The organism is Kaistia defluvii (genome assembly GCF_026343955.1).
Lineage (GTDB): Bacteria > Pseudomonadota > Alphaproteobacteria > Rhizobiales > Kaistiaceae > Kaistia > Kaistia defluvii.
In genome coordinates this window covers 86,496-103,103 of record NZ_JAPKNI010000010.1, presented here as the reverse complement: position 1 = coordinate 103,103, position 16,608 = coordinate 86,496, and the positions used below count along the sequence as shown (strand labels likewise).

Below are 16,608 nucleotides of genomic sequence, written 5' to 3'. Positions count from 1 at the left end.
CACACGCATCGTTGGCCCCCGCCCGGGCGGGTGGCCCTGGTTAGTCGGTCGCAATCATCGAGCGGCGCCAGAGCGGCGTGCCGGACGTGTCGGTATCGATCTTCGTCACGTGCCAGCGGCCGAGATTGGCCGTGAACAGGGCCGCGCCGTCGAAGGCGATGTTGGTCGGATGGGCGAGGACATGGGCGGTCGCATCCTCGATATAGATTTCGGACGGCCCCCCGCCGGCCGGGATCCGCAGCACGCGCGACGGCTCGTAGCAGCCGACGAACAGCGCGCCGGAATCGTCGAAGGCGAGTCCATCCGGCAGACCCGGCAGATCGTCCGACCAGATCGTCGCACGGCTTGCCGAACCATCGGCCGCAATCGCGATCCGCGTGATCCGGCGGGCGAAGGTCTCGCACAGGAACAGCGCGTCGCCCTCGGGCGCGAGCGCCATGCCATTGGCATGGTCGAACGGGCCGCCATGCCAGACATCGCCCGCGCCACTGGCGAGATCGTAGGACCAGATCGACGGACCGGGATTGCTCGGCGCCCGTGTATCCGAAACGTAGAGACGGTCACGGGCGCGATCGACCACGGCATAGTTCGGCACCTCGATGCCCGGCGCGGTGAAACGCGTCAGCGAGCGGTCGGAGAGGTCGAGCCGGAACACGGCCCTGTGCCGCGAGTCGCAGGCAAACAGGGCCCGGTCGCCGTCAAAAGCAAGGCCGAGCAGGAAGCCTCCCGTCGAGGCGACCTCCTCGATGGCGGAGCCATCCGGCGCGATGCGCAGGATCTGGCCATTCTCGCTGCCGGCCCATACCCAGCCATCCGGCCCGACCGCCACACCTTCGGGATGCTGAAGGCGCGGGGAGGAGAAGATGCCGTCAAACAGGACGGTGGCGCGCTCGGCCGGCAGAATCGTATTCCCGCCGGTCGAAAAGCCGTGATGGATCCCCGCGCCGGCCATCATGCGCCTCGCGTCAGGAACTGCGCGTCATAGGGCACCGACGCCGTGCCGCCGGCCTCGTCGGTAAGCACCAGTCCGGAATCCCCGGCCTCGACCGAGGCGACGCGCGTCCAGCCTTGGGGCAGCGCGACGCCGCCGATCACGTTGCGCACTTCCACCTCGCCGGCCGGATCGAGCGTCAGCGCCGTCGGGATGCCGGCCTCCGACCAAGGGTTCGGCGCGATCGAGGCCTTGTGGCCATAGCCGGCATAGGTGCGGCCTTCCTCCAGGCCGAGCACGCCGATGTGGCGGCCGTTCCAGGGCGCATAGTCGCGGCCGCCATTCGAGAACCACATCATGGTGATCGGGAAATCGGCCGGGTTCTTCAGCGACACGAAGATATCGCGCTTGTCCGGGCGGATGGCGGCGGCCCAGCCGAGGCTGTTCTTCGAGTCCTCGATCAGGGCGACGAAATCCTCCTGACGCGAGCCGATCGGATAGGTGGTGAGATCGACCGTGCCGCCATCGGCGCGCGGGGCCTTGGTCAAATCCTCGAAGCGAGACGGATAGGCCAGGACCGAGCGGCCGCGCGCCGGATCCGGCTCCAGCCCGGTATCGGGCGTCATGCCGAACCGCTTGGGCGAGAAGGAGACCCGCCCGCCGGCGTCGAAGCGCGTCATGGCGTGGTTGCCGACCGGCACTGCCCCCTCGCCACCGACGAAGATGTGGCGCTCATAGAGGAAGGGATGGCCGTCGCGCAGCGTGAATTCCTTGATGACCTTGGCGCCCAGCACCCGCTTTTCCAGCTCGTAGCGCGCCGTCTGGCCGCCCTTGGGGTGCGCCTCGAGGCCGACCAGCTTCCAGGTCGAATTGGCCGGCCAGCCATGCGGCGGCGCCGGCTCGAAATCGGCGGCCGAGAAGGGGGCGCAGAAGAAATCGCCGGACAGGAAGCGCAGATTGGCGTCGAGGCTCTCGTCCTCATAGATCGCCTTGTCATCGACCCAAGGAGCGGTGTGCAGCGGCTCGATCGTGCGGCCGTCCTGCTCGGTCGCGAAGACGCGGACATGGCCGCCACGCAGGTCGAGCGTCGCCTTGACGCCCCTGGCCTCGATCGTATGAAAATCGTTCCCGTTCATTCCGCTTCCTTCCCGTGATGATGACCGCGCGTCATTCGCCCCGGACGACGAGGCCGCCATCGACGCGCAGGATTTCTCCCGTGATGAAGGAAGCCCGATCACTGGCCAGGAACAAGACCGCTTCGCCAACTTCCGGCGCTTCTCCAAAGCGGCCGAGCGGATGGGCGTTGTTCCAGCTCGAAATCAACCCCTCGGGATCCGGATGGGTGGCGAAGATCTTCTCGTTCAGCGGCGTCATGATCGTGCCGGGCGCGACCGCGTTGACGCGGATGCCGTGCGGGGCGAGGTCGATCGCCGCCTGCTGGGTCAGCGCGTTGATACCGCCCTTGGCCGCCGCATAGGCCGCCCAGCCCTTGAAGCCGGCCAGCGACTGCACCGAGGACATGTTTACGACCGCGCCCTTGCCGCGCTTGCGCATTTCCGGGACGCAGACGCGCATGCCGCGCCAGACGCTGGAAAGATTGGTGGTGAGGACCGTGTTCCAGCTGTCCTCGTCGATCTCGTCGACGACGCCGCCGATCGCACGGGCCGCATTGTTGACGAGGATGTCGATGCCGCCGAAGGCCTTCACGGCCGCCGCCGCCATCGCCTCCATGTCGGCCATGACCGAGACGTCGGTGCGCACGAAGATCGCCTCGGCGCCGGTACCGCGCAGGCCCGCCGCGGTCGCTGCCCCTGCCTCTTCATCGATGTCGGCGACGACGATCGCCGCGCCTTCCCGCGCCAGCGCCTCGGCCGAGGCGCGGCCAATGCCCATGGCAGCGCCGGTGACGACGGCAACCCGTCCCAAAAGTTCGCTTCCACGCATCGTCATATTCCCTTGAAGACCGGATCACGTTTGTCGAGGAAGGCGTCGATGCCCTCCTGGCCGTCCGCCGTGCCGTAAAGGCGGAACAGCACTTCCTGCTCGAAACCCTGCGCCACCGGCAGCGCCGCGTCGGGACCCTGGCGGATCAGCCGCTTCATCTCGGCCTGCGCCAGCGGCGCGACCTTGAGCATGGCGCGGGCGCGGCTGAGCGCGGTTTCCACCAGCGCCTCGTCGGCGACGCATTCGGCCGCGAGGCCGAGCTGGTACGCGCGCTCGCCCGTGATGCGGCGGGCGGCGAGCATCATGTCGGAGGCGACGATGCGGCCGACCGCGCGGGTCAGGCGCTGCGTGCCGCCGCCGCCGGGCGACAGGCCGAGCAGGCCCTCCGGCAGGCCGAGGCGGGCGCTGGTGGCGCAGAGGATGACGTCGCAGCAAAGGGCGATCTCGAAGCCGCCGCCCAGCGCATAGCCGCGGATCGCCGCGATGGTGGGCTTCGGCAGCGCTTCCAGCTTGTCGAAGACGCGCCGGCTTTCCAGCTGATAGGCGATGAATTCGGCCCGGCGATTGCCGCGATATTCGGCAATGTCGGCGCCGGCGACGAAGGCTTTTTCGCCCGCGCCAGCGAGGATGACGACGCGCACGGCGGGATCGGTCGCGAGCCTGTCCAGATGCGCCTCGAACTCACGCATCAGCGGCGTCGAGAGCGCATTCAGCTTGTCGGGCCGGTTGAAGGTGAGCCGGACGATGCCGGGCTCAATGTCTTCGCTGAGAACAAGAGGTTCGGTCATCGGTCAGCCTTTCACGGCGCCGGCGGTGAGGCCGGCCACGAACTGGCGTTGCAGCAGGAAGAAAATCGCGATCACGGGCACGGAGATCAGCACCGAGCTTGCCATCAGCTCGCCATAGCGGATGCCGTACTGGCCGATGAAATCGTTCATGCCGACGGGAAGCGTGCGCATGTCCTTGGTCGAGGTGAAGGAGAGCGCGAACAGGAACTCCTGCCAGGTGACGATCAGCACGAAGACGGCGGTCGCGACGATGCCCGGCTTGCAGAGCGGCAGGATGATCAGGAAGAAGATCTTGAACGGCCCGGCGCCATCGATCGCCGCCGCCTCCTCCAGCGCGACCGGCAGGCGCGAGAGAAAGCCGCGCAGCATCCAGATCGCCACGGGCAGCGTCACCGTCACATAGGCGAGGATCAGCGAGGCATAGGTGTTCAGCAGGTTCGCCGCCTTCATCATCTTGTAGATCGGGATGATGATGGCGCTGGCCGGGAACATCTGCGCCACGATGACCAGCAGCATCAGCACCGAGATGGCGCGCATCTGCGTGCGGGTGAAGGAGTAGGCGGCGAACAGCGCCAGCGTCACGGTGATCACCACGGTCGACAGCGAGACCACGACCGAATTGAAGAAATAGGTGCGGAATTCCGGCCGGAACGCCGTGACGTAATTCTCCAGCGTCGGGTTCTGCGGCCAGAGCCGGGCCGGAATGGCGAAGGGCTCGGAAGCCGGCTTCAGCGAGACCGACACCATCCAGAAGAAGGGCAGCAGGATCACCACGCAGAGGCCGAGCTGCAGCAGCATCAGGCCGGCGCGGGAGGTCTTGGAGGGAGCGACGCTCATGATGCAGCCTTTCGGCCCGAGCCCTGGGCCAGGAAATAGAGCGTGATCAGCAGGGCGAGGATCACGATCGAGACGACGCCATAGCCGGCCGCCTCGCCGAAGCGGAACTGGCCGAAGCCGAGCTCGTAGATCTTGGTCGGGAAGATGTGCGTCGCGTTCTGCGGCCCGCCGCGCGTCAGCACCCAGATCATGTCGAAATAGTTGAAGGTCAGGATGGTGGTCAGGATGAAGTTGATCACGATCACCTCCTTCATCGACGGCAGCACGATGTGCCAGAGCCGGCGGACCGCGCCGGCGCCATCGATGCGCGCCGCTTCCATCTGCTCTTCCTCGACGTTCTGCAGCGCAGCCAGATAGACGATGGTGCAGAAGGGAAAGCCCTTCCAGACGGCGGCGATCACCGCGGCAGCCATGGCGGTCGAGCTGTCGGCGAGCCAGGCGAGGCCCTGGTCGCCGAAGCCGGCGCTGATCAGGAACGAATTGATGAGGCCGAGCTGCGGGTCGTACATGAAGCGCCACAGGATGGCGGCGACGACGCCGGGCAGCACCCAGGGCAGCAGGATCAGCGAGCGCATCAGGCCCTGGCCGGGCAGTTTCTGGTTGAGCAGCAGCGCGCTCAGGAAGCCGAACCCGTTCTGAAGCGCCACGACGGCCAGCGTCCAGACGCAGGAATTCCACACGATCTGGCCGAAATCGGCGCTGCCGAAGATCTTCTGGTAGACGGCGAGTCCGACGAATTTCGGCGTCGGGTTGATGAACGAGGTCGAGTAGAGGCTCTCGATGACCGTGCCGATCATCGGGTAATACATCATGACCGCGACCAGCAGGACGGCGGGCGTCACGAAGATCCAGGTGAGCCAGCGATCGCGTTTCAGCATGGTTTTTTTCTTTTCGGTATAGGCGTGCCGGACGCAGGTGTGGCGTCATCCCGGGCTTGACCCGGGATCCATTCAGCCTGAGGCGTCTCAGGCCCTGATGGATCCCCGCTTTCGCGGGGATGACGGAGAGGGTAGCGGCCGGGCAGCGCTTTCTAGACGCGCGCCCGGCGACAGGTCTTAGTTCAGGCCGTCAATGGCGGCGCAGGCCTTGGCGGCGGCTTCCTTGGCGTTGGCGCCGGAATAGACGTCCTGCGCCAGCGTCACCTGGATGTCGGAGACCTCCAGATAACGGGCCGAGAGCGGGCGGGGCTGGGCGTTCTGCAGGTGCGTCATGATCTTGTCGGCGCCCTTGCGGTTGGCGTCGAGGAAGGTCTTGGCCGCCTTGACGTTGGCCGGCACCAGGTCGACGACCGCGCCATTGACGTCTTCGCGCGTCAGGAACTGGATGAACTTCCAGGCCGCGTCCTGGTGCGGCGACGACTTGTAGACGACGAGGTTCCAGCCGCCATAGGTGCCGACCGGGGTCTTGCCCGCCGGCGCGGTGCCGTTCTCGAAGTCCCAGTCGATCTTGGACTTCTGCAGCGTCGGCTGCTCCAGCGCCGGCCAGAACTCGACGGCGAGCGAACCGTTCAGGAACAGTTCGCGCATGTCGCCCGACGAGGCGTTGAGGATGCCCTTCGGCGCGAACGGCACCAGGGTCTGCAGATATTCGAGCGCGCCGACCGCCTCGGGGCTGGTGAGCGCGCACTTGCCGTTCTCGTCCAGCACCTTGCCGCCATTCGAGAAGATGAAGCTGTCCATGACGACGACCGTGTCTTCGCCCTTGTGGCCGAACAGGCCGACGCCATACTTGCCCTTGGCCGGATCGGTCAGCTTTTCCGCCGCCGCCTTCAGCCCCTCGAAGGTCGAGATCGAGGCCGGGTCGATGCCGGCTTCCTGGAACAGCGCCTTGTTCAGGAAGGAGAACTGCCAGACGTCGACATTGAACGGGATGCCGTAGAGCTTGCCGTTGTAGTTGGCCGAGTCCCAGGCGCCCTTGAAGAAGCTCTCGGACGAGATGCCGGCCGCCTTGGCCTGCGCATCGAGATCGGCGATCGCGCCGGCCTCGGCGAAGGCGCCCTGCCAGATCTGGTCGACGGTCGAGATATCAGGCGCGTTGCCGCCTTGCACGGCGGTCAGCAGGCGCTGCTGGAATTCCGGATAGGGAATGGTCGTGACTTCGATCTTGATGCCGGGGTTCTCGGCCTCGAAGCGCTTGACCGCCTCATGCTGGTACTGGCTCAGGCCGGACTCGGTCTGCTGGTTGTCCCAGAACTTCAGCGTGATGGTTTCCTGCGCGAAGGCGGCAGGCGTCAGCCCCGCGAACATCGTCGCGGCGAGAAGCAGTTTCTTCATGGTATCCTCCCAGTTGTTCTTCGGTTTCTGCAAGCGTGCGGCCGTTCAGGCCTTTCGTCTGTCCCCCACCGGCCTGTGCGTCCGGGGCGCCGCCATCTCCTCCGGCTCCTCGTCGGCAAGCGTGATGCGCGTGCCCATCGAGGCAAAGGCGAGCCGATCCGCCGGCAGCGAGGCGGAATCCGTGATCAGGTCGTCGATCGCGCCGAGCGCCACGATGCGGTGGCTGGCCTCGACGCCGACCAGCGAATGGTCGGCCATGACGACGACCTCGCGCGAGGCGTCGACGAAGCGCTTGGCCGCCAGCGCCAGCCGTTCGTCGGTGGCGGACGGCCCGAAATGCGGCGAGATGCCGTCGACCGACAGAAAGGCGCGATCGACCCGCATCGTCTCGAACAGCGCGCCGAGGCTTGGACCGACCAGACAGCGGTCCTTCGACTGGTATTCGCCGCTGGTCATGATGACCTTCAGCCCCGGACGGCCGGAAAGCCGCTCCATGACGTCGACGGCGTTGGTGACGATGGTGATACCCGTGCAGCCCATCAGTTCGTCGGCCAGCAGCGTCGAAAGGATGCCGCTGTTGATCAGGATGGTGTCGCCGTCGCGCACCAGCCGGGCGGCGCTCCTGGCGATCAGGCGGCGGATCGCCGCGATCTCGCGGGCAATGCCGGACTGGGGGGCGGCGATCTTCAGCTCGAAGCCCAGCGCCTCGGCCCGCTCGCGCATGGCGCGGGCCATGTTGCGATACCAGTCATGCGCCGGATAATGCGGTACGAAGCCGATGGCGCGGCGCGGCCCGACGGAGCGCACGAAGGCGGGCCGCTCGGCCGCGCCCAGGATCGAGGCCTCGGCTTCCGGCGCCAGGCCCCAGCCCGCGCCGGATTTGCGATAATAGGGGTCGAGCGTGTCGGGCGTGACGACGACATGCGGCGTGCGGATCTCGTCCGGCATGGCGCTGCCATGCAGCGCGCTCGCCAGCGTCTCGACGGCGCGGATGCCGACGATTTCCGGAAACAGCGCGCAGGTCGCCTTGAGCTTGCCGCGCGAGGCGAGCGCATCGAACAGCGCCCCGCCCTCGCCGCCGACGGAGAAGGCGCTGACCTCGGCGACGCCGGCCCGGTCGGACGCCTCGATCGCCGCCAGAACGGAGTGATCATTGACGCCGAAGATGACGTTGATGTCGGGATAGGCTGCAAAGGCATCGAGGCTGGCGCGCAAAGCGAGGCGAAAGCTGCCCTGGCCGTCGACGCGCCATGGCCGCACCAGCCCACGAAACGTCTCGCCAAAACCCTTGATGAAGCCGTCGCAGCGGGCGCGCGTGTTCGGCAGCGTCTCCAGCGAGACCAGCAGCAACCGAGCCTCGGCAACCGCGCCGGTCATCATGCGCCCGGCGGCGCGGCCGAGCTCCCGGCCGGCGGTGAAATTGTCGGGGCCGAGATAGACGCCGCCTTCCTGCGGCGAGGATTCGGCCAGGAACGGGATGTGCCGGCGCTTGGCCAGCATCCGCAGCGTATCCGCCCCGCGCCCGCCGATCGGCGGCAGCACGATGGCGTCGACCCCCTCGATCTCATCCTGCAGCGCGCTTTCACGCGGCATCGGCGCCTCGGCGTCCTGCGGGGATGTCGCCGGCAGAAGCGCGCCGCCATGGGTGCGCTCGACTCGGCCCTCTTGCGCCAGCCGGACGATGTCGCGCCGGATCGTCACGCCGGAAACCCGGCCGAGGCGCTGCGCGATTTCCAGCACGGAGACCTCCTCGCCCGCCTGGGCCAGAATGTCGAGAATGCGCTGTTCGCGTTGCGATTTGATCATCTTGATCACGACCCCTGCTCTGTCGGTCATTATTCAGACGAGCATTTTGCACGCAAGCCGACAAACGACCACCGAGGCGATTGATCAGTTTGATCAAAATCCGGCACGAACAGGTCCTCGCGGGATCGTTTTGACCCGGGGCGCAGGCGTTAGGCGAAAGCCAGAAACGCAGGGCAGGCGCGCTCCCCCTGTTCATGCCCGCCAAACTGTCCGATCTTGGCCGCCTTCCGGCGCGGATCGAATGCCGCGCGGGGCAGAAGAACGGGCCGACTTGCCGGCCCGCCAGAACGATCAGGACCCAGAATGACTAGCCAGAGCGCCGCCCCCATCAAGGTGATCTACGACACGGACCCCGGCATCGACGACGCCATGGCGCTGCTGTTCCTGGAATATGCGCCGCAGATCGACCTCGTCGGCATCACCACCGTGCTCGGCAACGCCTCGATCGACACGACGACGCACAATGCCCTCTATCTGAAGCAACTGTTCGACATCGCCGCCCCGGTCGCCCGCGGCGCGGGCAAGCCGCTGGTCGTGCCGATGGTCGAGGAGCCGCATTTCGTGCACGGCCGCAATGGCCTCGGCGAAGTGCCGGTTCCCGAGACGCTTTCGGTCCAGGAGCATGAACTGCCGGCGCATCGCTTCATCATCGACATGGTGCGCAAGCACCCGCACGAGATCGTCATCGTCGCCGTCGGCCGCATGACCAACCTCGCGCTGGCCTTGCGCGAGGACCCCGGCATCGCCGAACTGGTCAAGGAAGTCGTCATCATGGGCGGCGCGTTCGGCTTCTACGGCCATTCCGGCAATGTGACCCCGGTGGCCGAAGCCAACATCATCGGCGACCCGCACGCCGCCGACGAGATGTTCGCCGCCCCTTGGCCGGTCGTCGCCGTCGGCCTCGACGTCACGCAGGAATGCGTGATGACCACCGCCTACATGCAGGAACTGCGCGAAAAGGGCGGCAAGGCCGGCCAGTTCTTCTGGGACATCTCGCGCTTCTACGAGGACTTCTACCGCCGCGCGACCGGGATAGACGGCATCTTCGTGCATGACTCCTCGGCCGTCGCCTATCTGCTCGATCCGAGCCTGTTCACGACCCGCGCCGGCCCGATCAAGGTGGTGACCGAAGGCATCGCGATCGGCCAGACGATCCAGAAGTCTGCGCTGCGCTCCTTCCCGCCGACGCCCTGGGATGGCCTGCCGGACCAGAAGATCTGCATTGCCGTCGACGGCCCGCGCTTCCTCGACCTCTACTTCAAGGTCATCGTCGAAGGCGCCGCGGCCCGGGCGTAAGGCTCGGGGCCGGCAAGGCCCTCTCCCCCAAGCGAGCGAGGGTGCCGGCCCGCATCTACATCGACGGAAGAGCGCGAGCCGTCGTCGCAGCTACCCCCTCTCCCGCCTCCGGGAGAGGGTTGGGGTGAGGGTCCCTGGATGGTTCGAGAGCTCCATGCGCCATGCTCCATGCGCTGTCGAGATGTTGGGCGCTGCGTGTTCCGGGTCTAGCCTCCCCGCCCCCCACGCTCGCCGTCATCCTCGCGAAGGCGAGGACCCATCCAGCCGGGTTCTCACCAGGCGAACCTCCCCAGACCTCAGCTGAATGGATCCCGGGTCTTCGCCCGGGATGACGGCGAGCGTGGGGATGGCGTCGGGGCGCGGGCGACTCGCTTCAGCCAAGTCGCGTCGGGATAGTCACCAACCATAGGCGCGCCCGGCGCGCGCCTCGCCCAATGCGCCCAGCCACGCATACTCTCCCACGCCTCCACCCCCACACCCCTCCGCGCCATCACGCGCTCCCCACGCCTCCACCTCCTATCCCACCCTGCCATCACGCCCTCCACCCACGCCGCTCGCCCCCGCATGCGCCTTGACTCTGCCGCAGCGAAAGCCTATCCATTTCACATAAGTGATCTCGTCTCACATTTGTGAAAGTCATGCCGAGCAGCTCTACCCCCGCCCCTCCGAGCCGTGACGAGCAGCGCGAGCACCGCATGGTGCAGGTCGCGAAGCTCTATTACGACCTGGAGCGGACGCAGAGCGAGATCGCCGAGGAAGTCGGCCTGACCCGCTGGCAGGTGAGCCGGCTGCTGCGCGATGCCCGCGAGACCGGCATCGTCCGCATCGCCATCGTGCCGCGCGCGCAGCGCCTGCCGGCGCTCGAATCCCGGATGCAGAAGGCCTTCGGGCTGCGCGAGGCGATCATCGTGCCCTCGATGGGCGATGGCGACGTGGCGCAGGACGCGGTGGCGCAGGCCGCCGGCCAGTATCTGGCCAGCCTCAGCCCGCGCCCCGGCCTGGTCGGCGTTTCCTGGGGCCGGACCATGGCCTCCGTCGCGCATTGGCTGGCGCCCGGCTGGAACGACGGCGTCCGCGTCGTGCTGATGAACGGCGCCACCAACCTCAAATCCGCGACGCTGAAGACCAACACCGTCGCCGAGCGCTTCGCCGAGGCCGGCAACGGCACGGCGACGCTGCTGCCGGTGCCGGCCATCGTCGGCCGCGCCGAGACGCGCACCGTCATCGAGGCCGACCCGGTGATCGAAAGCGTGCTGACCCTGGCCGGCGAAGCCCCCGTCGCCTGCTTCGGGCTCGGCGGCATGGCCGGCTCCGTCCATGTCGAATCCGGCTACCTGTCCACCGAAGAGGTCGACGGCCTCGCCGCCAAGAATGCCGTCGGTGACGTGCTCGGCCGTTTCATCGACGCCAACGGGGCCATCGCCGACCCGGCGCTCGACGCCCGCACCATCGGCCTTGCGCCGGAAAAGCTGCGCGACAAGACCCATTCGATCGGCGTCGCTTCCGGCAAGGCCAAGCACGCCGTCGTCCTCGCCGCCCTGAAGGCGCGCTACGTCAACGTTCTCGTTACCGATGAGGCGACCGCTCTTTACGCCTTGTCCGACCACGCTTCCCACGAAACAACCCTTTCCGAAGATCGGGAGAAAACCCATGCCGGCTGACGGCTCCACGGAGCGCAAGACTCCGCCGCTATCCAATGCCCTGAAGCGCAATGACGGCACGCCGTTGCAGGTCGAATGGTTCGACGGCGCCCAGGTCAACACCTCCGCCGCGGAGCGTCGCGCCGCGACGCTGCCGACCCGGCGGACGGTGAAGAAGGAATATCAGGCCGCCTGGCTGGTGAAGGCCGTGACGCTGATGGACCTGACGACGCTGGCCGGCGACGATACGCCCGGCCGCGTCCACCGCCTCTGCATGAAGGCGCGCCGGCCGTTCCGCGAGGATCTGGTCGAGGCGCTTGGCCTCCAGGCGAACCCGCCCAAGGTCGGCGCGGTCTGCGTCTATCCGACCATGGTCGCCCCCGCCGTCAAGGCGCTGGAAGGCTCGGGCATTCCCGTCGCCTCGGTCGCCACCGGCTTTCCAGCCGGCCTGACGCCGCTTAAGCAGCGGCTGGAAGAGATCCACTACGCGGTCGGCGAAGGCGCGCATGAGATCGACATCGTCATCACCCGCGCCCATGTGCTGAACGCAGACTGGCAGGCGCTCTACGACGAAGTCGCCGCCATGCGCGAGGCCTGTGGCGAGGCGCATCTGAAGGCGATCCTCGCCACCGGCGATCTGAAGACGCTTCGCAATGTCTACAAGGCGTCGATGGTGGCCATGCAGGCCGGCGCCGATTTCATCAAGACCTCGACCGGCAAGGAAGACGTCAACGCGACGCTGCCGGTGAGCCTGGTGATGTGCCGCGCGATCCGCGACTACGAAGCGCTGACCGGCTTCAAGATCGGCTTCAAGCCGGCCGGCGGCCTCAAGACCGCCAAGGACGCGATGTCCTGGCTGATCCTGATGAAGGAAGAGCTCGGCAATGCCTGGCTCGAACCTGAGCTTTTCCGCATTGGCGCCAGCTCGCTGCTTGCCGACATCGAACGGCAGATCGAGCATTTCGTTACCGGCCGCTATTCCTCCACCATTCGTCACGCGCTCGCCTGAGGGGAACGAACATGGCACTCGTCAAGGACATCCTCGTGAGCATGGATTACGGCCCCGCCCCCGAAGCGAACGAACCCGTCGTCGGCTGGCTCGACCAGCACAAGGACGGCTTCAACCATTTCATCGACGGCAAGTTCGTCGCGCCGTCGGAAGGCGAACGCTTCGCCGTCTTTAATCCGGCTTATGAGACGGAACTGGCGCAGGTCGCCCAAGGCAGCGCCGCCGACGTCGACAAGGCCGTCAAGGCCGCGCGCAAGGCGTTCAAGTCTTGGTCGGCACTGTCGGGCCATGACCGCGCCGTCTATCTCTACGCCATCGCCCGCCACATCCAGAAGCGCGAGCGCTTCCTCTCCGTGCTGGAGACGATGGACAATGGCAAGCCGATCCGCGAGACGCGCGACATCGACATTCCCCTCGTCGCCCGCCACTTCTACCATCACGCCGGCTGGGCCGAACTGATCGAGAGCGAATTCCCCGGTGAAGGCCCGGTTGGCGTCTGCGGCCAGATCATCCCGTGGAACTTCCCGCTGCTGATGCTGGCGTGGAAGATTGCGCCTGCGCTCGCCGCCGGCAACACGGTGGTGCTGAAGCCGGCTGAATACACGCCGCTGACCGCGCTCGCCTTTGCCGAGATCTGCCGCGAGGTCGGCCTGCCGGCCGGCGTCGTCAACATCGTCACCGGCGACGGCGTGACCGGCAACGCCATCGTCGAACATCCCGATGTCGACAAGATCGCCTTCACCGGCTCGACTGAGGTCGGCCGCATCATCCGCGAGAAGACGGCAGGCTCCGGCAAGAAGCTGTCGCTCGAGCTCGGCGGCAAGTCACCCTTCATCGTGTTCGACGACGCCGACCTCGACGGCGCGGTCGAGGGTGTCGTCGATGCGATCTGGTTCAACCAGGGCCAGGTCTGCTGCGCCGGCTCCCGCCTGCTGGTGCAGGAAGGCGTCGCCGAAGCCGTCTATGCCAAGCTGCGCACCCGGATGGCCAGCCTCCGCGTCGGCGATCCGCTCGACAAATCCGTCGACATGGGCGCCATCGTCGACCCGGTCCAGCTGAAGCGGATCAAGGAACTGGTCGCCAAGGGCGAGGCCGAGGGCGCAACGCTCTTCCAGGCTAACAAGGGGTTACCAAGCAAGGGCTGCTTCTTCCCGCCGTCGCTGTTCACCAATGTGGCGCCGGCCTCCACCATCGCCGAGGTCGAGATCTTCGGACCGGTGCTGGCGGCGATGACTTTCCGCACGCCGGACGAAGCGGTGGCGATCGCCAACAACAGCCGCTTCGGCCTTGCGGCCTCGGTCTGGTCGGAGAACATCAACCTGACCCTCGACGTCGCCGCCAAGCTGAAGGCCGGCGTGGTCTGGATCAACTCGACCAACATGTTCGACGCCGCCGCCGGCTTCGGTGGCTATCGCGAAAGCGGCTATGGCCGCGAAGGCGGGCGCGAGGGCATGGCCGAATATCTGAAGCCGGTGATCGACAAGCCCTTGAAGGCAGACGAGAAAATCGCCGCCAAGCTGTCGGCGCTGCCGGTCGCGGATGAAGAGATCTCGGGCCTGCCGTCGATCGACCGCACCGCCAAGCTCTATGTCGGCGGCAAGCAGGCTCGTCCCGACTCCGGCTATTCCTACACGGTGCTCGGCCCCAAGGGTCAGCCGATCAGCCAGGCCGGCCTCGGCAACCGCAAGGATATCCGCAACGCCGTCGAAGCGGCCGGCAAGGCCGGATCGTGGGGCGGGGCCACGGCGCATAACCGTGCGCAAGTCCTGTACTACGTTGCGGAAAACCTCTCGTCCCGCGCGAAAGAGTTCGAAGAGCGCATCGTCGCCATGACCGGCGTTTCGGCCAAGGCGGCGGCGGAAGAGGTGGCGGTGTCGATCCGGCGGACCTTCTGGTACGCGGCGCAGGCCGACAAGTTCGACGGCGCGGTGCACGCGACCAAGTCGCGCCACGTCACGCTCGCCATGAACGAAGCCTTTGGCAATATGGGCATTCTCTGCCCGGACGAGGCGCCGCTGCTGGGCTTCGTCTCGCTGGTGATGCCGGCGATTTCCATGGGCAACCGGGTCATCGTCGTGCCGTCCTCCAGCCATCCGCTGGCGGCGACCGACTTCTACCAGATCCTCGACACCTCCGACGTCCCGGCCGGCGTGGTCAACATCGTTACGGGTGAGCGCGACGTGCTCGCCAAGACCCTGGCCGAGCACGACGATGTCGCAGCCCTCTGGTATTTCGGCTCCAAGGCCGGCAGCGCCATGGTCGAAAAGGCTTCGGCCGGAAACCTGAAGCCGGTCTGGTCCAACCAGGGCGTTCCGCGCCGCTGGAGCGAGGCTTCCGGCCAGGGCCGCGAGTTCCTGCGCCGCGCCACCCAGGTCAAGAACATCTGGGTCCCCTACGGCGAATAGCCACCCACGACACCCGCCTCCGTGCGTCCCCGAGACTTGTCCCGCCGGACGCGCGGAGGCGAATTTTCCTGCTGGTCTTGAGCCGATGCGCCCGTTCGACCATGCTGCCCCGCCGGCTGTGGGGGAGCCATCGGTTCGGCGGGAGAGCGCATGACCAACCGGTTCGAATCCGAGACGTTTCGCTGCGAGCCCCCAGGCGGGCTCGATGACGCGACGCTCGCCTATATCGAGGCGGCGGAAAGCTGCTTCGAGGATCTGCGCCAGGTCGCGGCCCAGCTTGCCGGCCTGCTGCTGCTTGCCGCCAGCGGCGCACGTTCCGCCGGGCCGCATCATCCCATGCTCGCCGTCGCCGCCGATCTCTTCGATTCCGCCCGCGACGCCACGCTTCGTCTGACCCCACGCTCGTCGCTGGCCAGGCATCACCACCGGCATCTGCGGATCGCGGCCGAAAATCTGGCGAAAACGCTCGATCTGCTTCGCGTCACGCCTGCCGACAGGCAAGCCGTCGCCGCGCCGACGCAAAGACTGACCAGCGCCTGGCAGGAACTGGGTCATGCCTCGCGCGCGCTGCCCGGCTTCGATCTCGTCGATTTCAGCCAGTCCTGCTGCGCCGAACACCGGCCGGCCGGGCGACTGGCGCTCTAGGCTTACGGGGGGAACATGGCCAATTATTCGATCTGGGTTCTGGAATACGCCTACATTCCCGAGATGCCGCTCAGCGCGCTGGTGCATGGCGAGCACAACAAGGGCAGCTGCAAGCTGCCCTATGGCTACACGCTGCTGAAGAGCGACCAGCACACCATCCTGATCGATTGCGGCCATGACAACGCCGCCTATGGCAAGGTTCTCGCCGACAATTCCGGCGTGGTGAACTGGCAGCCGCCGCATGACGTGATGGCCGAGATCGGCGTGAAGCCGGAAGAGATCACCGACGTCATCATCACCCATGCCCATTTCGACCATATGGGCGGGCTGGCGCTGTTCCCGAATGCGAAGTTCTACATCCAGGAGCGCGAACTCTCGCGCTGGATCTGGGCGATGTCACTGGACCGGCGCTTCCGCTGGTTGATGAAAGCGGCCGATCCCGGCGACATCATCCGCTGCGTCGAGCTGGCGCGCGACGGCCGGCTTGTCTCGATCGGTGGCGACATGGAGGATGTGTTCCCCGGCATCGATCTGCGCCTCGCCTCGGACACGCATACGGCCGGCTCGCAATATGTCGTCATCCGCAATGACGGCCAGCGCGAAAGCAAGGACAGCTGGGTCATCACCGGCGATCTCGTCTACCGGACCGAGAACCTGCACGGCGGCGCCCCGGACGACCCCTTCTACCGGCCGGTCGGCATGGGCGTCGGCAGCCAGACCAACATGGTGCTGGCGCTGCACGACATCGTCCAGGCGGCGGGCGGCGACCTCAACCGGGTGATCCCGCCGCACGAGGCCCGACTGCCGGAACGCTTTCCCTCGCGCCTGAGCGACACGGGGCTGCAGATCATCGAGGTCGCGCTGGCGGATGGAGCGGAAAGCTACGTCGGGCGATAGGTCGGACGGACGGAGCGCCATACGCCTCCGCCAACTGGAACGCAGCCCCTGGCAAAACCCTCCGCCGTCATCCCAGGCTTGACCCGGGATCCATGCATCCGAGGGATCGGGAGGGTATGCGGGCGAGAAATCGGCTG

General features: G+C 66.8%; 14 protein-coding genes. 6 read left to right on the top strand and 8 right to left on the bottom strand.

The genetic code is table 11. The features are described from left to right. Positions 1-40 precede the first annotated feature (40 nt). The 8 genes from OSH10_RS20400 to OSH10_RS20365 form a co-directional block, all read right to left on the bottom strand. On the bottom strand, positions 41-952 hold the full coding sequence (locus tag OSH10_RS20400) for an SMP-30/gluconolactonase/LRE family protein (RefSeq protein ID WP_266334125.1): 912 nt from the start codon (positions 950-952) through the stop codon (positions 41-43). Further along, positions 952-2,067: a hypothetical protein gene (locus OSH10_RS20395; protein WP_266334123.1), complete on the bottom strand. Its 1,116-nt coding sequence runs from the start codon at positions 2,065-2,067 to the stop codon at positions 952-954. Before OSH10_RS20395 ends, OSH10_RS20400 begins: the two co-directional genes overlap by 1 nt. Before the next feature lie 31 nt (positions 2,068-2,098). After that, positions 2,099-2,875 carry an SDR family NAD(P)-dependent oxidoreductase gene (locus OSH10_RS20390; protein WP_266334121.1) on the bottom strand — a complete coding sequence of 259 codons (777 nt, stop codon included), beginning with the start codon at positions 2,873-2,875 and terminating at the stop codon, positions 2,099-2,101. A 2-nt stretch (positions 2,876-2,877) separates the two neighbouring features. Further along, positions 2,878-3,663 carry an enoyl-CoA hydratase/isomerase family protein gene (locus tag OSH10_RS20385; RefSeq protein ID WP_266334119.1) on the bottom strand — a complete coding sequence of 262 codons (786 nt, stop codon included), beginning with the start codon at positions 3,661-3,663 and terminating at the stop codon, positions 2,878-2,880. Positions 3,664-3,666: 3 nt separating this feature from the next. Beyond that, positions 3,667-4,500 carry a carbohydrate ABC transporter permease gene (locus OSH10_RS20380; protein WP_266334117.1) on the bottom strand — a complete coding sequence of 278 codons (834 nt, stop codon included), beginning with the start codon at positions 4,498-4,500 and terminating at the stop codon, positions 3,667-3,669. Next, positions 4,497-5,378, bottom strand: coding sequence for a carbohydrate ABC transporter permease (locus OSH10_RS20375; RefSeq protein WP_266334115.1), 882 nt, complete (start codon positions 5,376-5,378; stop codon positions 4,497-4,499). Before OSH10_RS20375 ends, OSH10_RS20380 begins: the two co-directional genes overlap by 4 nt. A gap of 177 nt (positions 5,379-5,555) precedes the next feature. Further along, positions 5,556-6,773 carry an ABC transporter substrate-binding protein gene (locus OSH10_RS20370; RefSeq protein ID WP_266334113.1) on the bottom strand — a complete coding sequence of 406 codons (1,218 nt, stop codon included), beginning with the start codon at positions 6,771-6,773 and terminating at the stop codon, positions 5,556-5,558. A 45-nt stretch (positions 6,774-6,818) separates the two neighbouring features. Continuing rightward, entirely contained in the window at positions 6,819-8,579 is a 1,761-nt protein-coding gene (locus tag OSH10_RS20365) for a substrate-binding domain-containing protein (RefSeq protein ID WP_266334225.1), read from the bottom strand. 303 nt (positions 8,580-8,882) lie between these two features. Here OSH10_RS20365 and OSH10_RS20360 point away from each other — a divergent pair, with 303 nt between their 5' ends. The 6 genes from OSH10_RS20360 to OSH10_RS20335 all read left to right on the top strand — a co-directional run bounded on the left by OSH10_RS20360 (position 8,883) and on the right by OSH10_RS20335 (position 16,471). After that, a complete protein-coding gene (locus tag OSH10_RS20360) occupies positions 8,883-9,875 on the top strand; it encodes a nucleoside hydrolase (RefSeq protein ID WP_266334111.1) in 993 nt (330 codons plus the stop codon). Between the two features lie 638 nt (positions 9,876-10,513). After that, positions 10,514-11,536, top strand: coding sequence for a sugar-binding transcriptional regulator (locus tag OSH10_RS20355; protein ID WP_266334109.1), 1,023 nt, complete (start codon positions 10,514-10,516; stop codon positions 11,534-11,536). Continuing rightward, positions 11,526-12,524, top strand: a complete 999-nt coding sequence (gene deoC / locus OSH10_RS20350) for a deoxyribose-phosphate aldolase (protein ID WP_266334107.1) — start codon at positions 11,526-11,528, stop codon at positions 12,522-12,524. Before OSH10_RS20355 ends, deoC begins: the two co-directional genes overlap by 11 nt. 11 nt (positions 12,525-12,535) lie before the next feature. After that, positions 12,536-14,929 carry an aldehyde dehydrogenase family protein gene (locus tag OSH10_RS20345; RefSeq protein ID WP_266334105.1) on the top strand — a complete coding sequence of 798 codons (2,394 nt, stop codon included), beginning with the start codon at positions 12,536-12,538 and terminating at the stop codon, positions 14,927-14,929. Between the two features lie 150 nt (positions 14,930-15,079). Continuing rightward, positions 15,080-15,574, top strand: coding sequence for a hypothetical protein (locus OSH10_RS20340; protein ID WP_266334103.1), 495 nt, complete (start codon positions 15,080-15,082; stop codon positions 15,572-15,574). Positions 15,575-15,589: 15 nt separating this feature from the next. Continuing rightward, positions 15,590-16,471: an N-acyl homoserine lactonase family protein gene (locus OSH10_RS20335; protein ID WP_266334101.1), complete on the top strand. Its 882-nt coding sequence runs from the start codon at positions 15,590-15,592 to the stop codon at positions 16,469-16,471. Positions 16,472-16,608: the final 137 nt, after the last annotated feature.